Here is a 25,677-nt window from a genome sequence, read left to right on the forward strand (position 1 = left end):
GGTGACAGCGGCTGGATAATGAATAAGAATGGGTCATCCATAAACAAAGGTTATGGGCCAGACCATGCGTTTGCGTCACATCGAAGTGTTCCAGGCCATCCGTCAGACCGGCTCGATCAGCGCTGCCGCGCAATTGCTGCATGTCACTCAGCCGGCGGTGTCGAAGATTCTCCAGCACGCCGAAGCCCAGCTGGGTTTTCCGCTGTTCCTGCGCGTGCGAGGCAAGCTGCAGATCACCCCCGAGGCCCTGGCCTTGGAGCGTGAGGTCGACAAGGTCGCCGACAGCGTCGAAGGTGTGCGCCGCCTGGCTGCCAGCTTGCGGCGTCAACCCGGCCTGCAGCTGCGCATCGGCGCTACCCCGGCCTTGGCACTGTCGTTGCTGCCACCGGTCATCAGCCAATGGTCCGAACGTCACCCGCAGTCCGAATGCGAGCTCTCAAGCTTGCACAGCCGTGAGCTGGTGCAGCAACTGCTGATGCGTGAAATCGACGTCGCGCTAACCTTGCGCCACCCGGACCACCCTGGCCTTGACGTACACGCACTGGCCCATGGCGTGCTGGTGGCGATGGCACCCAAGGGTTACTGGAGCGAAAGCAGTCAGGGGCTACCGCTGGGCGTCGACGCCCTGGCCGGTGCACCGTTGATTGGCCTGAGCAGCAGCGATCCGTTGGCCGCGCAGGTGGGGAGTTACCTGAAAAACCTGGAACCGGCGCCGCAGATCGCCATTCGCGTGCAGACCTATTCGCTGGCGCGGGCCATGGTCGAATCCGGCGCCGGGCTGGCATTGATCGACCCCTTCACCGCCCTCGGCTCGCAGCACACGCTGGTGCGCCCGCTCGATCCGCCATTGCCGATTACCTTGTACGCCCTGACCCGGGCTAACGAGAGCCATCCGCACACGCTGGACGACCTGTTGCAGCTGTTTGGCAGGCATGCGCGCGATCAGATTGCCCGGGTACCCGCCCTGCCCGGCCAATGAACCCGGGCAGCAATCAACTCGGGCAGCTCTGCTCACCGTTGTTCAAGCCCTGCTTGTAGTTACGGCTGAGCAGGCTGGCCTTGCCGTCGTGCCAGGTCAGCGTCAGCACATACATTGAGTCGAAATCACCGCCATCCCAATCCTCGGTGATCACCTGTTTCTTGCCCAACGCCTTGCCGGCCACCGTGTTGATCAGCTCGGGCAGATAGCCGTGGGACCAGGCGGTGTAGACGGTGGCGTTGCGGTATTTGTTCTGCAGCAGCTCGTCTGCAAGGGCGGCGGTGTCATTCGCACCGAAGTCGATGTTCACCGGCAAGCCCAGCTTGATGGCGCTCGGGCTGATAGTCATCAGCGGGCGTATGTAACTGTAGGCGTCGTCCTTGCTGCCTTCTTCGACGTGGCGCGATGGGTTGGCGGCAAACACATAGTCGGCCTTGCCGAATTTTTCCGGCAGCAGCGTGGCGAGGTCCAGGGCGCGATTCAGGCCTTGGCAATTGAGTTGCCCCAACCCCTCTCCCGGCTTTTCGGCATGGCGCAGAAAAACCAGTGTCTGCACACCGTCCACTGGTGCGGCGCGGCTTTCGACAGCCTCGAGGGCTAGCAGGGTGACACCACCGAGCAGGGCCAGCGAACACAGGGCATGGCGGTGGCGTTTAAACAGGGTAGACAACGTCATGAAGCGGGCTCATTCGGCAAAAAGGGATACGGCTGACCCGCCTGTGACACGCCGCGGCCGAGGCCGCGGGTGATCCCTGTCTGTCGTTCCATCCGTGGAGCGGGGTTAACTGAGAGTGCGTCAAGCCCGTTTGGTTCGATCCCTGAGTGCTCAACCCTGAGCAGAGGTGAATGTATCAAGCGAATGTTGCTGAATTAATTCACCGACCGGTCATTCGTCGCGTGTGAGCACTTCCAGCAGTTCGATCTCGAACGTCAGGTTCGAATGCGGCGTGATTGCGCCCATGCTGCGCTCGCCATAGGCCAGGTGCGAGGGCACCACCAGCTTGCGCTTGCCGCCTACCTTCATGCCCATCAGGCCCTGATCCCAGCCCTTGATCACCCGGCCGGTGCCGATCACACACTGAAACGGTTTGCCACGATCGTGGGAGGAATCGAATTTGGTGCCGTCCTCCAGCCAGCCGGTGTACTGGGTGGTAATCAGCGCGCCCTTGACCGCCTCTTTGCCTTCACCCAGCTGGATATCGGTGATTTGCAGTTCGCTGCTCATGCTTGACCTCGTTGAAGCGTAAAAAGTGTTTCGTGGCAGCCTTTTCTCAGGAATGCAGAGGTTTGGCAAGCGTTGCCGGGGTGCCGTGCTGGCGCATCGACCAGCACACCCCGCCGATTACCAGGATGATCGCCGCAGCCTCCAGCACACTCGGCCCGCTCTGCCGCCAGATAAAGGCGTAGAGCAAGGCAAACAGCGTTTCAAAGACGATCAGTTGACCGCTCAGGGTCAGCGGCATGCGTTTGGACGCGGCATTCCACAGCAGCGCTGCCAGCCACGAACCAAAAATCGCGCAGCCCAGGCTGTACAGCCAGAACAACCGCCAACGCTCAGGCGCCGCCTCCACCTGCAGCTGCGCCGGTTGCCACAGCGCCAGCGCCGCAACCAGCAGCAGGCTGAACACACCCGTCATCACACCAACCAGCACCGACCACTGATGACTGTCGAAATGCCCGCACTGCTTGAGGTAATGGCTGTTGTTGACCGCATACCAGGTCCAGCAGGCCAATGCTGCCAGCGCATAGAGCACACCTGCGAGCTTATCGCCGACCGTGCCCGCTTCGACGGCAAAGGTCTGCACGTTGATGCAGAGCATGCCGGCGAGAATCAGCAGCAGCGGCGCGAACAACTGCTTGAGGGCCACGCCGCCACTGTCATGGCGACCGTAGAGGGTGATGGTCAGCGGCAAGACACCGACAATCAGTGAGGCGGGTGCCACGCCCAGGCGCTGGATGGCCGCCACCAGGAAGATGAAGTACAGCAGGTTGCCTACCAGCGCCAGGCGCCCCAGCATCCACAGGTCTGCCGCCGTCAGCCGTCCCAGCGCCTTGCGCATCGGCACCGCCAGGATCAGGGTCACAACACCGAACAACACGAATCGTGCACAGGCAAGCAACACCGGGCTGAACTCCGGTAACAGCTGCGGCACCATCAACACCAGCCCCCACATCGCACCGGCTACCCCGGCGTAGGCCACACCCTGCTTCACGTGCCTGCTCCTGCTCAAAGAAGTGCGCAGGCTACCGTCTGCCGGGCATCCGGACAAAAGATCATTCGGCATGCAGGCATTCCCCGCCAGAATACCTTTATGAGCCCAGCCTTCAATCTTATGATGCAGTCATTCCCCAACCGGACTCTCGACATGAGCCGCTTCAGTCGTCATCTGCCCCCGCTCGATACCCTGATTGCCTTTGAAGCAGTGATGCGCACCGGCAGCTTCACCCGCGCAGCCAGCGAGCTGTACCTGACCCAAAGCGCGGTGAGCAAGCAGATCAAGCTATTGGAGGACCACCTCGGCGCCGTGCTGTTTGAACGACGTGCCCGCGGCATCGCGCCGACCACCGCCGGCGCCGAGTTCAACGCCATTGTCGAGCCGATGCTCGAGCGCCTGCTGAGCAATGTCCTGCGTTTGAAGTCCGGTCATGGCAGTCGTAATGTCAGCGTCATCTGCACCCACGCGGTAGCCCAGTACTGGTTGTTCCCGCGTCTTTTGCGCTTTAACGAGCAACACCCGGAGCTGACCGTGAACATTCACGCCAGCAACGAAATCAGCGAAAGCGACATCAGCGACTATGACTTCGGCATCCTCTACGGGCACGGCCACTGGAGTTCGCTGAACGCCGACAAACTGTTCGATGAAACCATCTACCCCATCGCCAGCGTCAAGCGAGCCCTGCCCACAGTCGACTCCTTGAGCGAACTGCAGGCCCTGCCCCTGATTCAACTGGATGCCTCGGCGTGGAACTGCCTCGACTGGCAGGACTGGTTCAGTCATCAGGGCCATGCCTACAAGGCACCTGCCGAGGCGGTGACGTTCAACCAGGTCAACCTGGTGTTCGAGGCGGTGATGCAAGGGATGGGGGTGGGGCTGGGTTGGGAGTTCATGGCGCGCGAGCGAATCGACCAGGGGGCCATTCGCCAGGTATCGGACTTTGTCGTGCACACCGGGCAAGCCGACTATCTGGTGCACGACAAACAGGCCCCCTGCTCACCCGCAGCACAAGTCTTCGCTACGTGGCTGCTGGCGCTCAGTTGAACAGCGCTTCGACTTCAGCGCCGGTCATGGTTTTGGTCTGGTTGGCGAAGCAGTAGTACGCCGGTTTGCTGTCGACATACACCTGCAGGTCGAACACCCAGTCGGTGTCGCCTTCCAGCACGCCTACCGACACGGAATCGAACTTGCCGTTTTTCAGCCGGTACAAAAGGTGAGTGCCGCACTGGCCGCAGAAGCCCCGTTCGGCCCACTCGGAAGATTCATAGAACACCGGTTGCCCGGCCGTGAACCTTACCGGTTGCGAACACTGCACCGAAAACAGCGGCCCACCGCCCCACTTGCGGCACATGCTGCAATGGCAGGCGTCGACGCTGGCATGCTCCAGGCTGATGCTGAGTTTGACGGCGCCACACAGGCAGCTACCGTGCTTTTCCAGGGACATGGTCAAAGCTCCTTGCTTGGGATAAGGAGCGAATCAGTCTAGCAGTTGGTGCACCCGCCCTGAGATTACCCGCGTACCGGCGTCAGCACCGGCTCACCGGCAAAGAATGCCTGCAGGTTCTTCAACACCAGCGCCACCGTGTCGCGTGCCGCCTCCGGCGACTGCCCGGCCACATGGGGGGTGAGTACGACATTGCCCAAGGCTTTCAGGGCATCCGGCACCGTCGGTTCGTCATCGAACACATCCAGCCCTGCGCCTGCGATCGCCCCTGTGCGCAACGCCTCGACCATCTCTGCGGTGTTGACCACACTGGCCCGGGCGATATTGATCAGAAAGCCATTCGGTCCCAACGCATCGAGCACCGTTTTATCGATCAGTTGCCGGGTGTTGGCACCGCCGGGGGTGGCGACGATAAGAAAGTCCGACGCCTGAGCCAGTGCCAGCGGGCTGTCGCAGTAGGTATAGGGCACATCGCTGCGCGGATTGCGGTTGTGGTAGCTGACCGGCATGTCGAAGCCCTGTGCCGCGCGCTTGGCAATGGCCAGGCCGACCGCACCGAGCCCGAGAATACCCAGGCGCTTGCCACTGACCGACGGGCTGATGACACGGTTCCACTCGCCCCGCCGGGTCGAGGCATCGGCCCGGGGAATGTCGCGCACCACGGCCAGCAACAGCGCCATCGCATGGTCGGCAACCGCCGTGGCATTGGCGCCGGCGCCATTGGTAACGGTGATGCCACGGGCGGCAGCGGCGGCGAGGTCAACCTGCTCGTAGCCGGCGCCGATTACACAGATGATTTTCAGGTTGGCCAAGGCCGCGATTTCATCGGCGGTCAGGCCCAACGGGCCACGCGTCAGCACGGCATCGATGTGGCCGCCGTCACGGGCAATGGCTTCGGCGCGCAAGGCCGGGGTCTGGGCACGCACCAGGCGATAGCCCGCCTGCTCCAGCAGCGGCAGGTAATCGTCAACGGTTTCAACCAGTACCAGGACTGTTTTGCTCATGCCACCCTCCGGTTCAATACGAAGGGGCATTATGCGCAACTTGGGCTATTGCGCGAAAGCCCGGCCCAGACCGCCTGGCACGCCACTGCTGTCGGTTTCCTGCCAGGGGCCGTTAAGGTTGGTCGACCAGCTCCAGCCGTTGTTCCAGCGGTAATAGGTACGCTGGCGGTAAAAGGTGTTGGTCTGGCCTTCCAGCACGTAGACGCCCAGGCGCGGGTCCCAGTGGCTGGCTCCACCCGGCGGTGGCGCAAAGCTGGCCGAGGTACGCGGCATCGGCTTGGTCGCCGGGGTTACCGCAGGCTTGCTCGGCACCGTGCTTGGGCGTGGAGCCGGCTTGCTGGTCGGCTCCGAGGGCAGCCTTTCAATCGGCGGCGCGGTGGGTTCGCTGGGTTGCTGAACAGTACACGCACTCAAGCCTATGGCCAGGGAAAGTAACGTCAGGCGTGCGATGCTGTTCATAGTGATTCTCTTACTGGTCCGGGCTGTCGATGGTCAGGTGCTGAGCAGCGGTGGTGCTGCTGGCCAGCGGGCTGCTACGACCGATCCATTCACCCTGGGTCGGCTTGCCAGCCCGCGATACGCGTGCAACCAGTTGGACTTCAGGAAAGCTCGACAGTTTCATGCTCGGCATCATTGCATCGCTGTCGCTGAGCTCGACCTCGATGGGCAACTGCGCCACCGTCACCCGCTTGGCGGCCAACGGCATGGGCGGGCCGGAACTGGCGCGGGCAAAAATGAACACCGTATCGTCAGGCTTGACCTGATCCTTGAGCGCCGCAGCCAGCTCAACGCGCACCTTCATCCGCGGCCCGGCCGCCGTTGCCGGTGCCTCTGTCGGTGCTGAGGCAACCTTGCCCTCACCCGCCTTGAGCTTTTCCTGAGCGCGCTCGATGCCGCCTTGCAGGGCGCTGCGCGAGGCATCGCCTTCGGGCAACTGCACCAGCAGGCGATTCCAGTAGTCGACGGCCTGTTGATAATGCTCGCTCTCGAACGCGGCAATGCCGAGCAGGCCAAGGCTGGTGACTTCGTTGGGGTCGGCCTTGAGCGCTTCGTCGGTGAGCGCCTGGAGCTGTTCGGTCCACTGTTTGCCGTTGGCGAAGTACAGCGCCTGTGCCCACTGGCCGAGCAACTCCGGTTGGCGCTCCGCCAGTTTGGCGGCGCGTTCGAAAACCTTGGCGGCGTCGGCTGGACGCTCCTGGGCCATGTAGGCACGGCCAAGGAAGTACAAGCCTTCGGCCGAATCAGGTTGTGCTTCGACGGCGCGCTCAAGGCGGGCGGTCATGTCCTGCATCGAGTGCGGCGCCTCGGCGAACTCACGGGTCAATTCGACCTGCTCGCTGGCACCGAAATGCAGGTACAGGCCCAGGCCCATCAACGGCACCAGCACCGCAGCCAGCAACGGCAACGGTTTACCCAAGCGCCCCAAGCGTTGCGGCTCGGCATTTTCGGTGTCGTCCAGCAGCTCGCGAGCGGCCTCATCGCGGCCCTTGGCCAGTTGATCGGCATCGAGAACGCCCGCCGCCTGCTGAGCGGTCAGCTCGGCGACCCGTTCCTGATAAAGCGCAACGTTCAGCGCGGTACGGTCTTCTTCCAGTTGCGCACGACGGCCACGCAACACCGGGATCAGCAAAAAGCTCAGGGCCACCAGCAACAGCAGGCCTGCAGCAAGCCAGAATTCAGTCATGGGTCTGTTCTTTGTCCAGCAATTTGGCGAGGCGCTCGCGCTCCTCGGGAGAAAGGTCGACAGGGCCACCTGCGCTTTGCGCCCGGCGCTTGCGCACGATCAGCGCGAGCAGGCCAAAGCCACCCACCAGCAGCACGCCCGGGCCGAACCACAGCAACCAGGTACGGGCTGTCAGCTCAGGTTTGTAGCGCACGAAATCACCGTAGCGATCGACCATGAAGTCGATGATCTGCTGGTTGCTCTTGCCCTCGCCCAGCATGCGGAAGATTTCCCGGCGCAGGTCGGCGGCAATCGGCGCATTGGAGTCGGCGATGTCCTGGTTCTGGCACTTGGGGCAGCGCAACTCCTTGGTCAGCTCGTGGTAACGCTCGCGCTCGGCGTCATTGGCGAACTGATAGGTGTCGATCGCCGCCTGGGTCACCCCGGCCAGGCCCAAACCCATTACAACTGCGGCCAGCCAACGCTTCATGGCTTGGCCTCATCGACCAGGCCCTGATACTGCGCCGCCAGTTGCTCACGCCAGACGGTGGCGTCGACCACGCCGACGTGCTTGTAACGGATGATGCCCTTGGCATCGATCAGGAAAGTTTCCGGCGCGCCATACACGCCCAGGTTCAGGCCCAGCCCCCCCTGGTCGTCAGCGATATTGAGCTGATACGGGTTGTGGAACTCGGCCAGCCACTTGTTGGCGGCGGCGTTGTCATCCTTGTAGTTGACCCCGTGGATGACCACGCCCTGCTCGGCCAGCTTGTTCAGGTACGGGTGCTCAACCTTGCACGACGGGCACCAGGTGGCCCAGACGTTGACCAGCGCCGGTTTGCCGATCAGGTCCGCCTGGGTCAGGGTCTTGCCATCCTGCACCGATTTGAGCGTGAAGGCCGGGAACGGCTTGCCGATCATTGCCGACGGCAGTTCGGTGGGGTCGAGGAACAAACCGCGGTAAAGAAACACCGCCACCAGCAGAAATACCGCCAGCGGCAGCACCATGATCCAACGCTTCATGCAGTTGCTCCAGACATGCCCAGTACTTCACGCACACGGGCTTTGACCTTGACGCGATAACGCCCATCCATGGCCGCCAGCAGGCCGCCCAGGCCCGTCAGCAAACCGCCCAGCCAGATCCAGCGCACAAAGGGTTTGACGTGTACACGCACGGCCCAGGCACCGTTGTCCAGCGGCTCGCCGAGGGCAACGTAGAGGTCGCGGGTGAAACCGGCATCGATCCCGGCCTCGGTCATCATCGACTGCTGCACGGTATACAGGCGCTTTTCCGGGTGCAGCACGCTGATTTCACGGCCGTTTTCAACGACCCGCACTGTGCCCTTGTCCGACGTGAAGTTCGGCCCTTCAAAATGCTTGGCGCCTTCGAAGATGAACTGGTAACCGCCCAGCTCGACCGACTCGCCCGGGGCCAGACGCAAGTCGCGCTCGGCACTGTTGTTGCTCGACAGCACCACACCCAGGGCGCACACCGCCAGCCCAAGGTGCGCCACGTGCATGCCCCAGTAGCTGCGATTGAGGCCACGCAGACCTTTGAGCAGGCCCTTGTGCCGGGTTTTGTCGAAAATGTCGCGAACACCGGCCAGCACGATCCACGCGGCCAGGGCGAAGGTGGTCAGCACCTGCCAGTCGAAGTCGTCGACCAACAGCCCGCAGACCGGCGCCAGCACGGCACTGGCAATCAGTACCGGCGTGAGCATGCCGACCAGCCATTTGCTCGGGGTGTCTTTCCAGCGCACCAGCACGCCAATGGCCATGACCACCATCAGCAACGCCATCAACGGGATGAACAGCGCATCGAAGTACGGCGGCCCTACTGACAGCTTCGCTCCTGTCAGGGCGTCGAGGATCAACGGGTACAGGGTACCGAGCAGGATCATCGAGGCGGCGACCACCAGCACGATGTTGTTGGCCAGCAGCAGCGTTTCCCGCGACCACAGGGCGAAGCCGACCTGGCTTTTGACCACCGGCGCACGCAGGGCGAACAGGGTCAGCGAACCACCGACCACGAACAGCAGGAAGATCAGGATGAAGATGCCGCGTTCCGGGTCGGAGGCGAACGCATGCACAGAGGTCAATACGCCGGAACGGACCAGGAAGGTGCCCAGCAGGCTCAACGAGAACGCAGCAATGGCCAGCAGCACGGTCCAGCTCTTGAACACGCCACGCTTTTCGGTAACTGCCAGCGAGTGGATGAGCGCCGTGCCCACCAGCCACGGCATGAACGAGGCGTTTTCCACCGGGTCCCAGAACCACCAGCCGCCCCAGCCCAGCTCATAGTAGGCCCACCACGAGCCGAGGGTGATACCAATGCCGAGGAACGCCCAGGCCACCAGCGTCCAAGGCCGCGACCAGCGTGCCCAGGCCGCATCCAGGCGCCCGCCCAGCAAGGCGGCGATGGCAAAGGCGAACGCCACCGAGAAGCCTACATAGCCCATGTACAGCATCGGTGGATGCACGATCAGGCCGATGTCCTGCAGCAGCGGGTTAAGGTCGCGGCCATCGGTCGGTACTTGCGGCAACAAACGCGAAAACGGGTTGGAGGTGACAATCAGGAACGACAGGAAACCGACGCTGATCATGCCCATCACCGCCAGTACCCGCGCCAGCATCACTTGCGGCAGTTGCCGCGAGAAGATCGACACGGCGAAGGTCCAGCCGCCCAGAATCAGCGCCCAGAGCAGCAGCGAACCCTCGTGGGCACCCCACACGGCGCTGAACTTGAAGTACCAGGGCAAGGCACTGTTGGAGTTGTTGGCAACGTATTCGACCGAGAAGTTGTCGGTCATGAACGCATGGGTCAGGCAGGCAAACGCAAAGGCCAGGAACGCAAACTGGCCCCAGGCCGCTGGCCGCGCCAGGCTCATCCACAGGCTGTCGCCACGCCAGGCCCCCAGCAGCGGCACGCTGGCCTGCACACAGGCAAAACAGATGGCCAGAATCATCGACAGCTGGCCAAGTTCGGGAATGATCAGCGCCGCGTTCATGGCTTGGCTCCAGCGTCGGTAGCGGCCTGGCCGCTCTCTTTGAGGGCTTTGGTCACTTCCGGCGGCATGTACTTCTCGTCATGCTTGGCCAGCACTTCATCGGCTACCACCACGCCATCGGCATTGAGTTTGCCCAGCGCAACGATGCCCTGCCCTTCACGGAACAGGTCCGGGAGGATGCCACGGTAGGTGATCGGCACCGATTTGTTGAAGTCGGTGACCACAAAACGCACGTCGAGCGAATCGCCCGAGCGCTGCAACGAGCCCTTCTCGACCATGCCGCCGGCGCGAATGCGGGTATCGAGCGGGGCTTCGCCATTGGCGATCTGGGTCGGGGTATAGAACAGGTTGATATTCTGCTGCAGAGCACTCAGGGCCAGGCCTACGGCGATGCCAACCCCGGCCAGCAGGCCGAGGATGATGAACAGGCGCTTTTTGCGTTGCGGATTCACTGGTTGTTCTCCCGGCGCAGACGGCGCGCCTCTTCTTGCAGGTAACGGCGCCGGGCCAATACAGGCGAGGCAACGTTGACAGCCAGCACCAGCAGGCAGATGCCATAGGCCGACCAGACATACAGGCCGTGATGGCCCATGGCGAGGAAATCGCCGAACGAGGCAAAACTCATCGTGCCATCTCCCGCCCGAGGCTATTCAGGACTTCTTCACGCACCCAGCTGGCGCGGGCCTCGCGCTTGAGCACTTCAAGGCGCATGCGCAGCAACAGCACCGCGCCGAAGAAACAGTAGAAACCCAGCACGGTGAGCAGCAGCGGCAACCACATCTCGGCCGGCATGGCCGGCTTTTCGGTGAGGGTGAAGGTGGCGCCCTGGTGCAGGGTGTTCCACCACTCCACCGAGTACTTGATGATCGGAATATTGATGACCCCGACAATCGCCAGCACGGCGCAGGCCTTGGCCGCACTCTCGCGGTTGCTGATGGCCTGGCCCAGGGCAATGAGGCCAAAGTACAGGAACAGCAGAATGAGCATCGAGGTCAGGCGCGCATCCCAGACCCACCAGCTGCCCCAGGTCGGCTTGCCCCAGATGGCACCGGTGACCAGCGCCACGGCGGTCATCCAGGCGCCGATGGGCGCCGCACATTGGAGGGCAACGTCGGCGATCTTCATTTTCCACACCAGCCCGACCACACCGGCCACGGCCAGCATCACGTAGCAGGACTGCGCCAGCATGGCGGCCGGTACGTGAATGTAAATGATCCGGAAGCTGTTGCCCTGCTGGTAGTCCTGCGGCGCGAACGCCAGGCCCCAGATCACGCCGATGCCGATCAACAAGACGGCGGCAACCGCCAGCCACGGCAGCATGCGGCCACTGATGGCATAAAACCACTTGGGCGAACCCAGTTTATGAAACCACGTCCAGCTGATTGCGCTGCTTTTCATCACGGTACATCCAGGGTCTTTGCTGGGCACTGCCCAGACCTCATTATTCGCCGACGCTGATCTTCAGGCCAGCCGCTATTGCAAAAGGTGCCAGAGTTACTGCCAAGGCGGTCAGGCTGCCAAGCCAGAGCAGATAACCGGTCGCCGGCATAGCTTGCAGGGCCGCTTGCAGAGCGCCACTGCCCAGGATCAATACCGGGATGTATAACGGCAAAATCAGTAGCGCCAACAGCAGGCCGCCACGTTTCAAACCCACTGTCAGGGCCGCACCCACAGCACCCAGCAGGCTCAGTACCGGGGTACCGAGTAACAACGATGCCAGCAGTACCGGCAGGCACGCCGAAGGCAAACCTAGCATCAGTGCCAGCAAGGGCGCCAACAATACCAGCGCCAGACCGGAAAAGGCCCAGTGTGCCAGTACTTTTGCCAGCACCAGTAGTGGCAAGGGGTGCGACGAAAGGACCCACTGTTCCAGCGAGCCATCCTCGAAATCACTGCGGAAAAGCCCGTCCAGCGAGAGCAAAACCGACAAAAGGGCGGCCACCCACACCAGTCCCGGAGACAAGGTTTGCAACAATTGAGTTTCCGGCCCCACCGCCAGCGGGAACAACGCGATGACGATGGCAAAGAACACCAGCGGGTTGGCCAGTTCGGCTGGGCGTCGGCACAACAGACGCGCTTCGCGACGCAACAACAGGACAAACACACTCATGCGGCCCACTGCCCCAGATTCAGTTCACGGTAACCGGACGGCTTGCGCTCCAGCGTGTGGTGGGTGGTCAGCACAACCATCCCGCCCTGCTCGCAATGCGCGGCCAGGTGCGCTTCCAGTTGCGCCACGCCCTGCTTGTCCAGGGCGGTGAACGGCTCGTCGAGGATCCATAGTGGCGGGCTGTCCAGGTACAAGCGGGCCAGGGCCACACGGCGTTGCTGGCCGGCCGACAGGGTATGGCAGGGAACATCTTCGAAACCGCGCAGGCCGACCGCTTCCAGCGCTTTCCAGATCGCTTGAGGGTCTGCCGGGCGATGCAGGGCGCACAACCAGGCCAGGTTCTCTTCGGGGCTGAGCAGGTCTTTGATACCGGCGGCATGGCCGATCCACAGCAGAATTTTCGCCAGTTCATGGCGCTGTTCGGCCAATGGCTTGCCGTCGAGGCGAATCTGCCCGGCCGTCGGGCTCATAAGGCCGGCCAGCAAGCGCAGCAGGCTGGTTTTGCCGCTGCCATTGGGGCCGCTGACCTGCAGCATGTCGCCCGCCGCCAGGCGCAATTCGAGGTGTTCGAACAACATGCGCCAGTCGCGCTCGCAGGCCAGGCCCACAGCTTCGAGTTGAGGGGTCACAGTTTCGCCTTATGCTTGGGATGCCTGTCTCAAGTCGGTCCCGGCCTTGCCGTTATACTGGCAATGGAGATACAGCCCGGCCGCTCTGATCGCGAAAGATCGGGCGGCATTATACATGCGATGTCCTACTGCAAAGAGGGCTATTTCAACAGGTTGCTAGCGGATGACAGGCGAAATCAACAACCTCGGTACAGCGCTTCCGGCCACCGCACAGGTACGTGCGTCGACGACCGGTGAGCTGCTGCGTTTGTTGCAGCCACAGCAGCAGGCATTGCTCGCCCCCGGTGAGACGGCGAAGGCCGAAGTATTGGCACTGCGCCAGGTCGGCCAGGACTTTCAACTGCTGCTCAAACTGACCCAGGACAGTGGCAAGCAAACCAATGTCCAGGCCAGCAGCAGCCAGCCGTTGGCGCAGGGCAGCCTGCTGGCCGTCAGCCAGACCAGTACCTCGAACCTGGCCATCACCGTGCAACAGGCCATCGCCACCAGCGTCGCCAGCCTGACCCGTATCGACACCCGGGAGATGCCCGTCGGCTCTCTGTTGCAAGGCAAGGTACTGACCAGCCAGGCACTGCCGCAAGCTGCCGGTCAACTGGCACAATACCGCTCGTTGGTGACCCTGCTCGGCGGTGCTCAGGCCGGCACCACACTGACCATCGACAGCCCCCGGCCGCTGGCAGTGGGCAGCTTGCTCAGTGCCAGGGTACAGGGCGACCAATCGCTGAGTTTCGTCCCGCTCAGCGGGCGTCAGGAGCAATTGGCAATCGCCCAGCACCTGAGCAGCCAGCAAAACCGCCAGGCCTCCTTGCAAGGGTTGCTCAGCCAGTTGCAGCAGTTGCGTGACAGCAACGCCTCCAACGAAGTGCGCAGCAGCGTCGACAAGCTGCTGAACACCTTGCCGGATGTCCGCCAGCTCACTGACCCCAAAGGCCTGGCCCAGGCACTGAGCAACAGTGGCGTGTTTCTCGAGGCCAAATTGCTTGCCGGCCTGCCCGCCAGTCTCGCACCGGACCTGAAAGCGCAAGTGGTGCGCCTGGTGGCACAGTTGCTGCCAGGGCTGCCCGGCAATGCCCAGTTCAACCCGGGTGCTGCGGCCAGCACCCTGGCCCAGGTGATGCCCGGCATGGTCCGAAGTGCCCTGGGCATGCTCGGCCAGGTCAGCCCGCGCCCGCAACCCGGCGGCTTCCCCCTGCCCTCAAGGCAGCTGCAAAGCCAGCAAGGTGAAGGTGATCTCGAGCACCTGCTGCGCCTGGCCGCCGCAGCGATCTCCCGTTTTCAGAGCCATCAACTGGCAAGCCTGGAGCAGACCGGCACCACGGCCGACGGCAACCTGCAGACCACCTGGCAGCTGGAAATACCCGTACGCAGCGGCCAGGACTTCATGCCCGTGCAAATGAAGCTGCAACGCGAAGAAACACCCGAACAGCAAAGCGACCCGGAGCGCGAACGTCGCGATCCGCTGGAAATGCTCTGGCGCATCGAGTTGTCCTTCGACCTGGCGCCGCTTGGCCCTGTGCAGGTCCAGGCCCACATCAGCCAGGGTGCACTGTCCAGCCAGCTGTGGGCAGAACTCCCGAGTACCGCTCAACTGATCGACAGTCAGCTGGGCAACCTGCGTGAACGCTTGTTGGCACGTGGCCTCAACGTGACAGAGTTGCACTGTCATCACGGTACCCCGCCACAAGGGCCGCGTACCCGTCTGGAACAGCGCTGGGTGGATGAAACCGCATGATCGAGAAGAACCCGCGACAGGCCATTGCCCTGAGCTACGACGGGCAACAGGCGCCACTGCTCAGTGCCAAGGGTGACGACGAACTGGCTGAAGCGATCCTGGCTATTGCCCGCGAACACGAAGTGCCCATCTACGAGAACGCCGAGCTGGTACGCCTGCTCGCGCGCATGGAACTGGGCGACCGGATTCCGGAAGCGCTGTACCTGACCATTGCGGAAATCATCGCCTTTGCCTGGCAACTGCGCGGCAAGGTGCCCGTCGGATTCAATGAGCCCGCCAGCGCGCCGAGAGATGTCACACCAGAACAACTGCGCCTGCCATTGGGGTCAGGCACGCGATGACCTACGTGCGCACAAGGTGACATAACTAACTACCACGTCGCGTTGCACTTCATGGTCACGCTTGCACCTTTCATCCCCGCAAAGGTGCTCCACCATGCTCCAGACCTATGTAAATGCCGCTGGCGTACAGTTTGTGCGCGATCTCCTCAAGCACGTCCCCCGCCCCGACCGGGAAGCTGCCCGTTGCATCGGCGAATGGGCGGGCACTCAAGGTTTGCAGCTCGACCCGGAGCAAACCGACGTTGTCACCCTGCATTACCGTGGCCAAGAAGCGGTGATCGTCAACCGGATGTCGCTTACTCAGGCACTGGTGTCGAACTGGCAGGGCGAATCGAACAAAGACCTTATCGGTAGCCTGTTCCCCGGACACTGGGCAGGTTACTTTCCCAAAGACACGCTGAAAATTGTCAACGCGTTACCCGAGCACAGCGTACTGGACAACAGCGCAGCCTACTCGGTGTTCAATGGGCTGTTTCGCAGGTCTGACCCGGTACAGATCGATGCAACCACTCACTTGCCCGTCGACGTCGAGGCACTGCAGCGCTACATCTGGAATCTGGATTTTCATGCCCACTACAAGAAGCTGCTCGACCAGTACTGGGCGCAACACCTGCAGGACCATCGCCTGGCGGCAAAGATCAACTTCATCGCTGCCTGCAACAAACAATCCCTACAGAGATCGCTGAGCGATGGCGGGCGAAGCCTGTGCTGGCAGGCAGCAGGCCTTGAAAAACGGTCACCCGGCCTGCGGGTCCGGCCCCTGAACATCTATGGCTATGCCGCCAGCGACATCATCTGTATCGCCGACAGCGCCGGCCCGTCCGCCCTGCTCTATATCCCGGGCAACAGCGCGCCGCTGCACGAATTCTCCGACATGAATGCGATGAAGGACTGGATTGGCCTGCAGTGCCAGGACGCCGACAAGCGCCAGGCGCTGCGCCAGCATTTCCACCTGGCCGACACGCCCGACGGCCTCGACTTCAGCGGCCTGGATACGGCGCTCGATGGCCTGGGCGCCTACCCCGCCATCCACTGGCGCTCGCCGAACCGCGCCGGGTTTACCACCGATGGTCCCTGGTCGCCGCGCGACTATGTCAACTACCGTCCGACCACCTATAGCCGCTCGATCAAAGGCGACCTGTTCGAAGCGTTGAGCCAACGCCAACGCGAGCGCAGCTACGCCGATGCCGACTTCATCATCACCAGCGATAGCGAAGTGACCAAAGCCAAATGGCGCGGTTACCTCACCACCTCGATCAACCTGCTCGGCCCGCTGGCACTGGTAGTACCAGAGTTGGCTCCGCTCTTCGCCCTGGTCGGCATCAGCCAATTCAGTCTGGGTCTGGATCAGGCGATCAACGGCAAGTCACTGAATGCCAAGGCCGACGGGGTGACCACGCTTGAGTTCGGCCTGCTGAACGCCCTGCCGCTGGCACTGGAGGCGGGCGCCAAAGTCCCGGCACTGTTTGACATCAGAGGTGAAGGCTTCGTCCTGCCTACTCGAGTCAATGAACAATGGGGCTACCCGCTGAGTCCCGTGTCACCGCCTCACCTGCCCGAGATCGAAGCGGCCGAGTTCTTCGTCCTCGATGACTCGATAGCACCCCTGCCAGGTGGAGACCCGGCCGTCGCCGCGTCGGTTATCCGCCAGCCACTGTATACCGGCGAACCGGATCAACTGCAGACGACCGTGGGTGGCTATGGCATTAACGTGGTGTATGACCTGGAACGGGATGCCTTTGTCACTGAGGACGACTTGAACGAGGTCATGCCCACGTTCTACGTTGCAAGGGAGGGACGCAGGGAACTGGTCACGGTTAACGCCATGGAGCGCCCGGTCACAAATCAGATGCGTATGAACACGCTGCGTTCACTGGGTGTCGACTTGCCGCTGCCAGTGGAGATTCCGGTTCTCGACCCTGCAACTTTGCAAGCGATCCCGAAAAAAATCTCCTCGATCTGGGTCGGTGACAAAGTCATCAGCAGCAAATTGCTGGAGAACATCGCCGGCAATGCTCAGCGCCTGAGCAGCAGTGACTATGAGTTGCGTCTGTTTCTGTCGAATACCACGCCGACTGCTTTCGAGGCGAACACCCGCCTGTTGGCAGAGCATGCACCAGGCCTCACGGTTCTGACATTGGAAGAGCAGCCGTTCTACCAGGCGTTCAGCGAGAGTGACAATTTCAGCCAGTATCGCCATGCCATCGATGGCAACGGCGGCGTCGCCTGCAACTTCTCTTCGGCGTCCGATGTGCTGCGCTACCCCTTGCTTGAGCATGAAGGCGGCCTGTATATGGACATCGACGACACCTTGCTCGCCGCACATGAAGACCCATTACGCGACCCCTCGCAGGGTGCGCCTGCCGACGTGGCGGCCATCGATACCGTGCCCTTGCTCACTACGCCAGAGGGCCTGCTGCTGCATCAACCGATGAGCAACCAAAAGATGGGCATGAACTGGGAATACAATACCAGCTTGATCGGCAGCCACCCCGGCAATCCGACCCTGCGCCTGATTTCAGACGAAATGCGCGCCCGCTACCTGGCCGACACGAGCTTCTATGACAGCAAGCCGAGCCTGGCGGACAACCCGCAAGGCTTCTACCGCTATGCGGAACGCCTCAGCCGGCTGACCGGCCCACGCCTGCTAACCGACGTCGTCGAACAGCATTTGCCCGGCCTGCATAAATTGCGGCAGGTGTTCAATCTGTTGGCCATGAATCAGGTCAATATCTGGACGTTCATTCCCCGTGACGCCTTTAAGCTGGCCTGGCGCGAGCAATTGCCTTTGGTACGCATTGCCAATGTGGGCGGCAATCATTCGTGGACCACAACCTGACCACTACCGGGGTGGGCTTGCCCGCCCCGGCATCAGTGGGGCTCATTGCTCGGCGCGATGCACCTTACTCATCAGCTCCGCTTCGGCCTGGGTCAGGCCGCACGACTGGGTCAGCTCATCGACACTGGCGCCCATGCCCACCAGCCGCGCCGCCTGAGCGAACGACAGACTGTTGGGGTCACGCTGCTCCAACTGCAACATTTTGTCGGGCAGCGGTGCTACCGTCGCACGCAGCTCATGCAGGGCTTCGCCCATGCGCACCGTACCGTTCTGGTAGTCGTCCAGGCGCTTGGCCAGATCCTTGATGCGCTGGTCACGCAGCGCATCCCCCTGAGCCTGCTGGGCCGCTACCTCGCGCTGGCGCTTGCTGTAGTTCAGGAAGAACCACAGGCTGAGCACCCAGAGCAACGCCAGAAAAATGACTGCAACCTCGAGGATCACCTCAAATATTCTCCAGCTCGGACCACTCTTCCTCGGTCATCATCTTGTCCAGCTCGACCAGGATCAGCAGTTCGTTGTTCTTGTTGCACACACCCTGAATGAATTTGGCCGATTCTTCGTTGCCTACATTCGGCGCGGTTTCGATTTCCGACTGGCGCAGGTAAACCACTTCGGCGACGCTGTCGACGAGGATGCCAACCACTTGCTTGTCGGCTTCGATGATGACGATGCGGCTGTTGTCGGTGATTTCACTCGACATCAGGCCGAAGCGCTGGCGGGTGTCGATCACGGTGACCACGTTGCCACGCAGGTTGATGATGCCCAGCACATAGCTCGGTGCACCCGGGACCGGGGCGATCTCGGTATAGCGCAGGACTTCCTGCACCTGCATCACGTTGATGCCGTAGGACTCGTTGTCCAGTTTGAAGGTTACCCACTGCAGGATCGGATCTTCGGAACCTTGTGCAGACGACTTTTTCATTCCCCTATCCCTCAAAAACCGCCTTCGGCGGAGTGCTCTGTGCGGTCGCAGGCGCGACCGATTATTTATGGATTGCGTGCAGCTGCCGGACTGCACCGCTGGCGATCAACTCGGCCAGCTCGGCAACATCCAGCAAGGCGCACATGTGTTCGATGACCGTGCCCGCCAGCCAGGGTCGCTGGCCGCGCTGGCTGCGCCATTTGATCTCGTTGGGGTCCAGGCGCAGCGAACGGCTGACCTGATGCACCGCCAGCCCCCACTCGTAGCCCTGAACCGAAATGACATACTGCAGGCCCTGTCTGAAGTCGTCGCGGTAGCGGTCGGGCATTACCCAACGTGCAGTGTCCAGGACTTTAAGGTTGCCGCTTTGACTTGGCAGGATGCCCAGGAACCAGTCAGGTTGTCCGAACAGTGGCGTCAGCTCATGGCCGGCCAATGAATAGATTGAGCCCAGGCACACCAGCGGTACCGCCAGTGTCAGCCCGGCCACGTCAAACAGCAGGCACTCAAAGGGTTCGGCAGCCCAGGCCGGGCGACCGTCGACAGTGACTGGCGGCACGGGTGTGTTGGGCGCGGGTGGCAGGTGCACCTCCACCAGCGGCTCGACCGGTGTCGGCAGCTCGGCGATCACTGCAACTGCTACCGGTTCAGGTTCGGGTTCAGGCATCGGCGCAACAACCGGCAGCACAGCCGGCAGCGCTACCGCCGCTGGCTCCGCAAACGGCAAGGGCTTGGCCTTGACCTCCGGTGCCGGCGACTGACGGACAACCTGGGCATCGCGCGCCTGCTCTTCGAGCACCGCAGCCTGGAACTCGTCGATTTCGATGGACTGTACAACCTGCCCGATTTCCTCGGTGGCCTCATGCAGCAAACCGTCCAGGTAGGACTGCAGGGCCAGTTGCGGGCCGGTAGCGAGCTTGTGGGCGCGATTCATCAGGCCACCTGCTGGGCAATGTTGCAGGTCAACAGGTGCTTGAGCAGCGCCCGGTAGGCCACCACCCCGCGGCTCTTGCCGTCGAATTGCGACGGCGTCACGCCGGCACGGCTGGCATCACGCAGGCGCGTGTCCACCGGGATGTAGCCTTGCCAGATGTTCTCGGGATAGGCATCGCGCAGCACCCGCAAGGTGCCCATCGAGGCTTGCGTACGACGGTCGAACAGCGTTGGCACGATGTGATAGGGCAACGCCTGCTTGCGCGAGCGGTTGACCATCGCCAGGGTACTGACCATGCGCTCCAGCCCCTTCACCGCCAGGTATTCGGTCTGCACCGGAATCACCAGCTGCTGGCTGGCTGCCAGGGCGTTGACCATCAGCACGCCCAGCAATGGCGGGCTGTCGATAATGGCGTAATCGAAGTCCTGCCACAGCTGCGCCAGAGACTTGGCGATTACCAGGCCCAGGCCACTTTGCCCGGGCGACTGGCGTTCCAGCACAGCCAGTGCCGTGCTCGACGGCAACAGCGAGATCTTCTCGTCACTGGTGGGCAGCAGCAATTGCCCCGGCAAACCCTCAGGCACACTGCCCTTGTGCAGGAACAGGTCGTAGCAGCTGTGCTCCAGAACGTCCGGATTGTGCCCAAAGTAGCTGGTCATGGACCCGTGGGGGTCGAGATCGACCACGACCACGCGCTTGCCCGCCTCGGCCAGCAAGCCGGCCAGAGCGATAGAAGTGGTGGTCTTACCGACGCCACCTTTTTGATTGGCTACTGCCCAGACTCTCATTACGCTGCTTCCTCCCGGCAAGGCGGCCTGCCCTGCCAGGAACGGTTATGGGTTCGGTGACGGAGGATTGACGCGATTGCCCCCCACCGTCGGTGATACCGCTGCCGGTGCAGTTTGTGTGCCAGCCCGCTTCAATGCCGCATCAGGCGTTGCATTGGCGCTGCCGGTACCGGTCAGGCTACGACGCACTTCAAGGTTGCGGGAGATCACCAGCACCACCCGGCGGTTGCGCGCCCGTCCTTCGGCGGTGTCGTTGCCGGTTATCGGCTGGAACTCGCCATAGCCCACCGACGCCATGCGTGCCGGGTTCACCCCTTCCATCGCGAGCAGGCGGACGATACTGGCGGCGCGTGCCGAAGACAGTTCCCAGTTGGTCGGGTATTGCGCCGTGCGGATCGGCAGGTCGTCGGTAAAGCCCTCGACATGCACCGGGTTGGCGAACGGTTTGAGGATCCTGGCGACCTTCTCGATGATGTTGAACGCAACATCGCTGGGCATTGCATCGCCGCTGCCAAACAGCAGCGAAGAGTTGAGTTCGATTTCGACCCACAGCTCATTACCGCGCACGGTCATCTGATCGGACTTGATCAGGTCGCCAAAGGCATCACGTACATCGTCGGTAATGGTTTTCAGCGGGTCGCTGCTGGTCTGTGCAAGCCCGGCGTCCACCTGGTCGCTGTCCTTGATCAGAGGTTCGGCCGGCTTCACCGTCAGCGGACGCTCATCACCGATCGGGATCGGACGCATGCTTTTTTCCGGGTCGTTGAACACCCCGATCAACGCCTGGGAAAGGATTTTGTACTTGCCCTCGTTAATCGAAGAGATCGAGTACATGACCACGAAAAAGGCAAACAGCAAGGTGATGAAGTCCGCGTAGGACACCAGCCAGCGTTCGTGGTTTTCATGCTCTTCGGGCTGTCGACGGCGCGCCATGTATTACTCCATGAAGCCCTGAAGCTTCAGCTCGATCGAACGCGGGTTTTCACCCTCAGCGATCGACAGCAGGCCCTCCAGCAGCATTTCCCGGTAACGCGACTGGCGCATGGCCAGAGCCTTGAGCTTGTTCGCGATCGGTAACAGGATGAGGTTGGCACTGGCCACGCCATAAATGGTGGCAACGAAGGCCACGGCAATGCCGTTGCCCAGCTGCGACGGATCAGCCAGGTTGCCCATCACATGAATCAGGCCCATGACCGCACCGATGATGCCGATGGTCGGTGCGTAACCGCCCATGCACTCGAACACCTTGGCGGCCTGGATATCCCGGCTTTCCTGGGTGTAGAAATCCACTTCAAGGATGCTGCGGATGGCCTCGGGCTCAGCACCATCGACCAGCAACTGCAGGCCTTTGCGCGCATACGGGTCAGGCTCGGCATCGGCCACGCCTTCCAGGCCCAGCAGGCCCTCCTTGCGCGCCGTCAGGCTCCAGTTGACTACGCGATCTATGCCACCGGCCAGGTCGACCCGTGGCGGAAACAGAATCCAGCGCACGATCTGCAGCGCCCGCTTGAACGCGCTCATCGGCGACTGCAGCAGCGCCGCCGCCAGGGTACCGCCCAGCACGATCAAGGCCGCCGGGCCGTTGATCAGGGCAGACAGGTGCCCGCCTTCAAGAAAGTTGCCGCCGATAATGGCGACAAACGCCAGAATGATCCCGATAAGGCTCAAAACATCCATCAGACGCAAGCCTCGACCAGGTGTTTGCCAATCTCATCCAGGCTATACACCGCGTCGGCCAGGTTGGCCTTGACGATAGCCATGGGCATGCCATAGATCACGCAGCTGGCTTCATCCTGGGCCCACACCGTACTCCCGCCCTGCTTGAGCAGACGTGCGCCTTCACGGCCATCGGCGCCCATGCCGGTCAGCACGACTGACAAGACTTTGTCGCCGTAGGACTTGGCTGCAGAACCAAAGGTGATGTCTACGCATGGCTTGTAGTTCAAGCGCTCATCACCCGGCAGAATCTTCACCGCGCCACGACCGTCGACCATCATTTGCTTGCCGCCCGGGGCCAGCAACGCCAGGCCCGGACGCAACATGTCACCATCTTCGGCTTCTTTCACACTGATCTTGCACAGCTTGTCGAGTCGCTCGGCAAAGGCCTTGGTGAACGCCGCCGGCATGTGCTGGATCAGCACGATCGGTGCCGGGAAATTCGCCGGTAGCTGGGTCAGCACGCGCTGCAGGGCTACCGGGCCTCCGGTGGACGTGCCAATGGCGACCAGCTTGTAGGGCTTGCGCTTGGGCGCAGGCGAGCTGGCGACAGGTGCCGCTGCCCGCACTGGCGCTGCGCTGCGCACGGTGGCGCTGGCGCCCAGGCTGCTGACATGCGGCTGAGCAACGGCGCTCGGCTGCGGTGCTGGCGCCGGGCTGGCATGGCTGCTGAAACGACGGTTGCTGCGCGAAATGGTATGGACCTTTTCGCACAGCATCTGCTTGACCTTCTCCGGGTTGCGCGAGATGTCTTCAAAGTTTTTTGGCAGGTAATCGACCGCGCCGGCATCCAGGGCGTCGAGGGTGACCCGCGCACCTTCGTGCGTCAGCGAAGAGAACATCAACACCGGGGTCGGGCAGCGCTGCATGATGTGCCGCACCGCGGTGATGCCATCCATCATGGGCATTTCGTAGTCCATGGTGATGACATCGGGTTTGAGCGACAGCGCCTGGTCGATCGCTTCCTTGCCGTTGGTCGCAGTACCCACGACCTGGATAGTCGGGTCCGCTGAAAGAATTTCCGAGACACGGCGGCGGAAGAAACCGGAATCATCCACCACCAGGACCTTGACTGCCATAAACACTCCATTAGGGGGCGCGGCGGGCGGCCGCGCCACCAGAATCAAATACGCCGGGCGGCGTAACGCTTGAGCATGCTCGGCACGTCGAGAATCAGCGCAATGCGCCCGTCACCGGTGATGGTGGCGCCCGACATGCCTGGCGTGCCCTGGAGCATTTTGCCCAGCGGCTTGATGACCACTTCCTCCTGACCCACCAGCTGATCGACGACGAAGCCGATACGCTGGGTGCCCACCGAAAGGATCACCACATGGCCTTCGCGCTGCTCTTCATGAGCGGCGGAACTGACCAGCCAACGCTTGAGGTAGAACAGCGGCAAGGCCTTGTCGCGGACGATGACCACTTCCTGACCGTCGACGACATTGGTGCGCGACAGGTCGAGGTGGAAAATCTCGTTGACGTTGACCAGCGGGAAAGCAAACGCCTGGTTGCCGAGCATCACCATCAGCGTCGGCATGATCGCCAGGGTCAGCGGCACCTTGATGACGATCTTCGAGCCCTGGCCCTTGGCCGAGAAGATGTTGATCGAGCCGTTGAGCTGGGCGATCTTGGTTTTCACCACGTCCATGCCCACACCGCGACCGGACACATCGGAGATTTCGGTCTTGGTCGAAAAGCCCGGGGCAAAAATCAGGTTGTAGCAGTCCGACTCGCTCAGGCGATCGGCTGCATCCTTGTCCATCAGGCCCTTTTCCACGGCCTTGGCGCGCAGCACGTTAGGGTCCATGCCCTTGCCGTCGTCAGAAATCGACAGGAGGATGTGATCACCTTCCTGCTCGGCCGACAGCACTACCTTGCCGCCCCGCGACTTGCCCGATGCTTCACGTTCTTCCGGGGTTTCGACGCCATGGTCGACGGCGTTGCGCACCAAGTGCACCAGCGGGTCGGCCAAGGCCTCCACGAGGTTCTTGTCGAGGTCGGTTTCTTCACCGACGAGCTCGAGGTTGATCTCTTTCTTCAGCTGGCGGGCCAGGTCGCGAACCAGCCGCGGGAAGCGCCCGAAGACCTTCTTGATCGGCTGCATGCGGGTTTTCATGACTGCGGTCTGCAGGTCGGCCGTGACCACGTCAAGGTTCGACACTGCCTTGGACATGGCCTCGTCGCCGCTGTTGAGCCCCAGACGAACCAGGCGGTTACGCACCAGCACCAGTTCGCCGACCATGTTCATGATTTCGTCCAGCCGCGCGGTATCGACCCGCACAGTCGTTTCCGCTTCACTGGCGGCATGCTTGTCAGGCGCCGGGGCTGCCTGGCGTGCAGGGGCCGCGGCAGGCGCCGCAGCTTTCGCCGGCGCAGCAACGGGTGCAGCCGCAGGTTTGGCGGCCGGCGTTGGCGCAGCGGCTGCGGCAGGCTTGGCTGCACTGGCAACGGCCGGCGCGGCGGCAGTGGCAACGCTGTCCGGGGTGAACTTGCCCTTGCCATGCAACTGATCGAGCAGCGCTTCGAACTCGTGCTCGGAAATGTGTTCGTCTGTGCTCGCTACTGCCGGGGTTTCAGCCGGTGCGGCACCTGCCAGCGCGTCGACGGCGAAGGTGCCCTTGCCGTGCAACTGGTCCAGCAATGCTTCGAACTCGTCGTCGGTGATTTCGTCACTGGCGCTTGGCGTGCTCTCGGCAGTGGCTGCCGGCGCGCTGACGCTGCCAGGGGCGAACTGGCCTTTACCGTGCAGTTGATCGAGCAGCGACTCGAACTCGGCGTCGGTGATCTCGTCACTGGCAGCCTCAGGCGCCTGCGTTTCGGCCTCGGCCTGCGCCTTGACGGCGTTGAGCGAGTCGAGCAACTGCTCGAATTCGGTATCGGTAATGTCGGCATCAGCCGGCGTTTCGACAGCTTGCTCAAGCACAGGCTCCGGGGTGGCAACCGCTGCCGGTGCGGCACCGCCGGGCTCGGCCAAGCGTGCCAGCGCAGCCAGCAATTCGGCGGTGGCCGGGGTGATGTCAGTGCGTTCGCGCACTTGACCAAACATGCTGTTGACCGTGTCCAGGGCCTCCAGGACCACGTCCATCAGTTCGGCGTCGACGCGCCGCTCACCCTTGCGCAGGATATCGAACACGTTCTCGGCGATGTGGCAGCACTCCACCAGCTCGTTGAGCTGGAGGAAGCCGGCGCCCCCTTTTACAGTGTGAAATCCGCGGAAAATCGCATTGAGCAGGTCGGCATCATCCGGACGGCTTTCCAGCTCGACCAGTTGTTCGGACAGTTGCTCAAGAATCTCCCCGGCTTCTACCAGAAAATCCTGGAGGATTTCTTCATCGGCGCCGAAGCTCATTAA

At 62.3% G+C, this 25,677-nt stretch carries 28 protein-coding genes; 5 read left to right on the forward strand and 23 right to left on the reverse strand.

Annotated features, from left to right (window positions below; genetic code table 11):
* The first annotated feature begins 64 nt into the window (after positions 1-64).
* Complete coding sequence (locus I5S59_RS08095; RefSeq protein WP_197876164.1) at positions 65-979, forward strand: LysR family transcriptional regulator; 915 nt, start codon at positions 65-67, stop codon at positions 977-979.
* 13 nt (positions 980-992) lie between these two features.
* Here the strand turns inward: I5S59_RS08095 and I5S59_RS08100 are convergent, their stop codons facing one another.
* The 3 genes from I5S59_RS08100 to I5S59_RS08110 form a co-directional block, all read right to left on the reverse strand.
* On the reverse strand, positions 993-1,655 hold the full coding sequence (locus I5S59_RS08100) for a histidine phosphatase family protein (protein ID WP_197876165.1): 663 nt from the start codon (positions 1,653-1,655) through the stop codon (positions 993-995).
* 210 nt (positions 1,656-1,865) lie between these two features.
* Positions 1,866-2,204 (reverse strand): FKBP-type peptidyl-prolyl cis-trans isomerase, encoded by a 339-nt coding sequence (locus I5S59_RS08105; RefSeq protein ID WP_197876166.1) that lies wholly within the window; start codon positions 2,202-2,204, stop codon positions 1,866-1,868.
* A 46-nt stretch (positions 2,205-2,250) separates the two neighbouring features.
* A complete protein-coding gene (locus I5S59_RS08110) occupies positions 2,251-3,192 on the reverse strand; it encodes a DMT family transporter (RefSeq protein WP_197876167.1) in 942 nt (313 codons plus the stop codon).
* A 153-nt stretch (positions 3,193-3,345) separates the two neighbouring features.
* Here I5S59_RS08110 and I5S59_RS08115 point away from each other — a divergent pair, with 153 nt between their 5' ends.
* On the forward strand, positions 3,346-4,239 hold the full coding sequence (locus I5S59_RS08115) for a LysR substrate-binding domain-containing protein (protein ID WP_197876168.1): 894 nt from the start codon (positions 3,346-3,348) through the stop codon (positions 4,237-4,239).
* On the opposite strand, the gene I5S59_RS08120 is transcribed toward I5S59_RS08115, so the two are convergent.
* The 12 genes from I5S59_RS08120 to ccmA all read right to left on the reverse strand — a co-directional run bounded on the left by I5S59_RS08120 (position 4,232) and on the right by ccmA (position 13,053).
* On the reverse strand, positions 4,232-4,639 hold the full coding sequence (locus tag I5S59_RS08120; RefSeq protein WP_197876169.1) for a GFA family protein: 408 nt from the start codon (positions 4,637-4,639) through the stop codon (positions 4,232-4,234). The two genes, I5S59_RS08115 and I5S59_RS08120, sit on opposite strands and share 8 nt — an antisense overlap.
* A gap of 65 nt (positions 4,640-4,704) precedes the next feature.
* Positions 4,705-5,643: a 2-hydroxyacid dehydrogenase gene (locus I5S59_RS08125; protein WP_197876170.1), complete on the reverse strand. Its 939-nt coding sequence runs from the start codon at positions 5,641-5,643 to the stop codon at positions 4,705-4,707.
* Between the two features lie 45 nt (positions 5,644-5,688).
* Positions 5,689-6,102 carry a hypothetical protein gene (locus tag I5S59_RS08130; RefSeq protein WP_197876171.1) on the reverse strand — a complete coding sequence of 138 codons (414 nt, stop codon included), beginning with the start codon at positions 6,100-6,102 and terminating at the stop codon, positions 5,689-5,691.
* A 10-nt stretch (positions 6,103-6,112) separates the two neighbouring features.
* Positions 6,113-7,327 (reverse strand): c-type cytochrome biogenesis protein CcmI, encoded by a 1,215-nt coding sequence (ccmI, locus tag I5S59_RS08135; protein WP_197876172.1) that lies wholly within the window; start codon positions 7,325-7,327, stop codon positions 6,113-6,115.
* Positions 7,320-7,796: a cytochrome c-type biogenesis protein gene (locus tag I5S59_RS08140; RefSeq protein WP_197876173.1), complete on the reverse strand. Its 477-nt coding sequence runs from the start codon at positions 7,794-7,796 to the stop codon at positions 7,320-7,322. Before I5S59_RS08140 ends, ccmI begins: the two co-directional genes overlap by 8 nt.
* A complete protein-coding gene (locus I5S59_RS08145) occupies positions 7,793-8,329 on the reverse strand; it encodes a DsbE family thiol:disulfide interchange protein (protein WP_197876174.1) in 537 nt (178 codons plus the stop codon). Before I5S59_RS08145 ends, I5S59_RS08140 begins: the two co-directional genes overlap by 4 nt.
* A complete protein-coding gene (locus I5S59_RS08150) occupies positions 8,326-10,299 on the reverse strand; it encodes a heme lyase CcmF/NrfE family subunit (RefSeq protein WP_197876266.1) in 1,974 nt (657 codons plus the stop codon). The genes I5S59_RS08145 and I5S59_RS08150 overlap by 4 nt, the downstream gene beginning before the upstream one ends.
* Before the next feature lie 11 nt (positions 10,300-10,310).
* Entirely contained in the window at positions 10,311-10,766 is a 456-nt protein-coding gene (ccmE, locus tag I5S59_RS08155; RefSeq protein WP_128324376.1) for a cytochrome c maturation protein CcmE, read from the reverse strand.
* Positions 10,763-10,939 carry a heme exporter protein CcmD gene (gene ccmD / locus I5S59_RS08160; protein WP_128324375.1) on the reverse strand — a complete coding sequence of 59 codons (177 nt, stop codon included), beginning with the start codon at positions 10,937-10,939 and terminating at the stop codon, positions 10,763-10,765. Before ccmD ends, ccmE begins: the two co-directional genes overlap by 4 nt.
* A complete protein-coding gene (locus I5S59_RS08165) occupies positions 10,936-11,712 on the reverse strand; it encodes a heme ABC transporter permease (protein WP_128324374.1) in 777 nt (258 codons plus the stop codon). The genes ccmD and I5S59_RS08165 overlap by 4 nt, the downstream gene beginning before the upstream one ends.
* 43 nt (positions 11,713-11,755) lie before the next feature.
* The gene (gene ccmB / locus I5S59_RS08170; protein WP_038616869.1) at positions 11,756-12,424 is read right to left on the reverse strand and encodes a heme exporter protein CcmB; all 669 of its coding nucleotides are present in this window, start codon (positions 12,422-12,424) and stop codon (positions 11,756-11,758) included.
* Entirely contained in the window at positions 12,421-13,053 is a 633-nt protein-coding gene (gene ccmA, locus I5S59_RS08175) for a cytochrome c biogenesis heme-transporting ATPase CcmA (protein WP_197876175.1), read from the reverse strand. Before ccmA ends, ccmB begins: the two co-directional genes overlap by 4 nt.
* A 163-nt stretch (positions 13,054-13,216) precedes the next feature.
* Between ccmA and I5S59_RS08180 the strand changes: the two genes are divergently transcribed.
* From I5S59_RS08180 to I5S59_RS08190, 3 genes are all read left to right on the forward strand, one after another.
* On the forward strand, positions 13,217-14,785 hold the full coding sequence (locus I5S59_RS08180; RefSeq protein ID WP_197876176.1) for a flagellar hook-length control protein FliK: 1,569 nt from the start codon (positions 13,217-13,219) through the stop codon (positions 14,783-14,785).
* A complete protein-coding gene (locus I5S59_RS08185) occupies positions 14,782-15,126 on the forward strand; it encodes an EscU/YscU/HrcU family type III secretion system export apparatus switch protein (protein ID WP_197876177.1) in 345 nt (114 codons plus the stop codon). The genes I5S59_RS08180 and I5S59_RS08185 overlap by 4 nt, the downstream gene beginning before the upstream one ends.
* 94 nt (positions 15,127-15,220) lie before the next feature.
* On the forward strand, positions 15,221-17,965 hold the full coding sequence (locus I5S59_RS08190) for a dermonecrotic toxin domain-containing protein (protein WP_197876178.1): 2,745 nt from the start codon (positions 15,221-15,223) through the stop codon (positions 17,963-17,965).
* A 42-nt stretch (positions 17,966-18,007) separates the two neighbouring features.
* Here the strand turns inward: I5S59_RS08190 and I5S59_RS08195 are convergent, their stop codons facing one another.
* From I5S59_RS08195 to I5S59_RS08230, 8 genes are all read right to left on the reverse strand, one after another.
* A complete protein-coding gene (locus I5S59_RS08195) occupies positions 18,008-18,406 on the reverse strand; it encodes a DUF2802 domain-containing protein (RefSeq protein ID WP_197876179.1) in 399 nt (132 codons plus the stop codon).
* A gap of 1 nt (position 18,407) precedes the next feature.
* Positions 18,408-18,887, reverse strand: coding sequence for a chemotaxis protein CheW (locus I5S59_RS08200; protein ID WP_028945467.1), 480 nt, complete (start codon positions 18,885-18,887; stop codon positions 18,408-18,410).
* Between the two features lie 61 nt (positions 18,888-18,948).
* Complete coding sequence (locus I5S59_RS08205) at positions 18,949-19,821, reverse strand: CheW domain-containing protein (RefSeq protein WP_197876180.1); 873 nt, start codon at positions 19,819-19,821, stop codon at positions 18,949-18,951.
* The gene (locus I5S59_RS08210) at positions 19,821-20,609 is read right to left on the reverse strand and encodes a ParA family protein (RefSeq protein ID WP_197876181.1); all 789 of its coding nucleotides are present in this window, start codon (positions 20,607-20,609) and stop codon (positions 19,821-19,823) included. Before I5S59_RS08210 ends, I5S59_RS08205 begins: the two co-directional genes overlap by 1 nt.
* Positions 20,610-20,654: 45 nt before the next feature.
* Positions 20,655-21,542, reverse strand: a complete 888-nt coding sequence (gene motD, locus I5S59_RS08215) for a flagellar motor protein MotD (protein ID WP_197876182.1) — start codon at positions 21,540-21,542, stop codon at positions 20,655-20,657.
* Between the two features lie 3 nt (positions 21,543-21,545).
* A complete protein-coding gene (locus I5S59_RS08220; protein ID WP_128324365.1) occupies positions 21,546-22,286 on the reverse strand; it encodes a flagellar motor protein in 741 nt (246 codons plus the stop codon).
* Positions 22,286-23,404 (reverse strand): protein-glutamate methylesterase/protein-glutamine glutaminase, encoded by a 1,119-nt coding sequence (locus I5S59_RS08225; RefSeq protein WP_197876183.1) that lies wholly within the window; start codon positions 23,402-23,404, stop codon positions 22,286-22,288. Before I5S59_RS08225 ends, I5S59_RS08220 begins: the two co-directional genes overlap by 1 nt.
* Before the next feature lie 44 nt (positions 23,405-23,448).
* Positions 23,449-25,674, reverse strand: coding sequence for a chemotaxis protein CheA (locus I5S59_RS08230; protein ID WP_197876184.1), 2,226 nt, complete (start codon positions 25,672-25,674; stop codon positions 23,449-23,451).
* Positions 25,675-25,677 lie beyond the last annotated feature (3 nt).

Origin of the sequence: Pseudomonas alkylphenolica (assembly GCF_016009175.1) — a bacterium.
GTDB classification, from domain to species: domain Bacteria; phylum Pseudomonadota; class Gammaproteobacteria; order Pseudomonadales; family Pseudomonadaceae; genus Aquipseudomonas; species Aquipseudomonas alkylphenolica_B.

What these genes read in the sequence shown, in the direction of transcription:
- I5S59_RS08095 (WP_197876164.1), top strand. Translation starts at nt 65, where the DNA reads ATGCGTTTGCGTCACATCGAAGTGTTCCAGGCCATCCGTCAGACCGGC.
- I5S59_RS08100 (WP_197876165.1), bottom strand. Translation starts at nt 1,655, where the DNA reads ATGACGTTGTCTACCCTGTTTAAACGCCACCGCCATGCCCTGTGTTCG.
- I5S59_RS08105 (WP_197876166.1), bottom strand. Translation starts at nt 2,204, where the DNA reads ATGAGCAGCGAACTGCAAATCACCGATATCCAGCTGGGTGAAGGCAAA.
- I5S59_RS08115 (WP_197876168.1), top strand. Translation starts at nt 3,346, where the DNA reads ATGAGCCGCTTCAGTCGTCATCTGCCCCCGCTCGATACCCTGATTGCC.
- I5S59_RS08120 (WP_197876169.1), bottom strand. Translation starts at nt 4,639, where the DNA reads ATGTCCCTGGAAAAGCACGGTAGCTGCCTGTGTGGCGCCGTCAAACTC.
- I5S59_RS08125 (WP_197876170.1), bottom strand. Translation starts at nt 5,643, where the DNA reads ATGAGCAAAACAGTCCTGGTACTGGTTGAAACCGTTGACGATTACCTG.
- I5S59_RS08130 (WP_197876171.1), bottom strand. Translation starts at nt 6,102, where the DNA reads ATGAACAGCATCGCACGCCTGACGTTACTTTCCCTGGCCATAGGCTTG.
- ccmI (WP_197876172.1), bottom strand. Translation starts at nt 7,327, where the DNA reads ATGACTGAATTCTGGCTTGCTGCAGGCCTGCTGTTGCTGGTGGCCCTG.
- I5S59_RS08140 (WP_197876173.1), bottom strand. Translation starts at nt 7,796, where the DNA reads ATGAAGCGTTGGCTGGCCGCAGTTGTAATGGGTTTGGGCCTGGCCGGG.
- I5S59_RS08145 (WP_197876174.1), bottom strand. Translation starts at nt 8,329, where the DNA reads ATGAAGCGTTGGATCATGGTGCTGCCGCTGGCGGTATTTCTGCTGGTG.
- ccmD (WP_128324375.1), bottom strand. Translation starts at nt 10,939, where the DNA reads ATGAGTTTTGCCTCGTTCGGCGATTTCCTCGCCATGGGCCATCACGGC.
- I5S59_RS08165 (WP_128324374.1), bottom strand. Translation starts at nt 11,712, where the DNA reads ATGAAAAGCAGCGCAATCAGCTGGACGTGGTTTCATAAACTGGGTTCG.
- ccmB (WP_038616869.1), bottom strand. Translation starts at nt 12,424, where the DNA reads ATGAGTGTGTTTGTCCTGTTGTTGCGTCGCGAAGCGCGTCTGTTGTGC.
- I5S59_RS08180 (WP_197876176.1), top strand. Translation starts at nt 13,217, where the DNA reads ATGACAGGCGAAATCAACAACCTCGGTACAGCGCTTCCGGCCACCGCA.
- I5S59_RS08185 (WP_197876177.1), top strand. Translation starts at nt 14,782, where the DNA reads ATGATCGAGAAGAACCCGCGACAGGCCATTGCCCTGAGCTACGACGGG.
- I5S59_RS08190 (WP_197876178.1), top strand. Translation starts at nt 15,221, where the DNA reads ATGCTCCAGACCTATGTAAATGCCGCTGGCGTACAGTTTGTGCGCGAT.
- I5S59_RS08200 (WP_028945467.1), bottom strand. Translation starts at nt 18,887, where the DNA reads ATGAAAAAGTCGTCTGCACAAGGTTCCGAAGATCCGATCCTGCAGTGG.
- I5S59_RS08205 (WP_197876180.1), bottom strand. Translation starts at nt 19,821, where the DNA reads ATGAATCGCGCCCACAAGCTCGCTACCGGCCCGCAACTGGCCCTGCAG.
- I5S59_RS08210 (WP_197876181.1), bottom strand. Translation starts at nt 20,609, where the DNA reads ATGAGAGTCTGGGCAGTAGCCAATCAAAAAGGTGGCGTCGGTAAGACC.
- motD (WP_197876182.1), bottom strand. Translation starts at nt 21,542, where the DNA reads ATGGCGCGCCGTCGACAGCCCGAAGAGCATGAAAACCACGAACGCTGG.
- I5S59_RS08220 (WP_128324365.1), bottom strand. Translation starts at nt 22,286, where the DNA reads ATGGATGTTTTGAGCCTTATCGGGATCATTCTGGCGTTTGTCGCCATT.
- I5S59_RS08225 (WP_197876183.1), bottom strand. Translation starts at nt 23,404, where the DNA reads ATGGCAGTCAAGGTCCTGGTGGTGGATGATTCCGGTTTCTTCCGCCGC.
- I5S59_RS08230 (WP_197876184.1), bottom strand. Translation starts at nt 25,674, where the DNA reads ATGAGCTTCGGCGCCGATGAAGAAATCCTCCAGGATTTTCTGGTAGAA.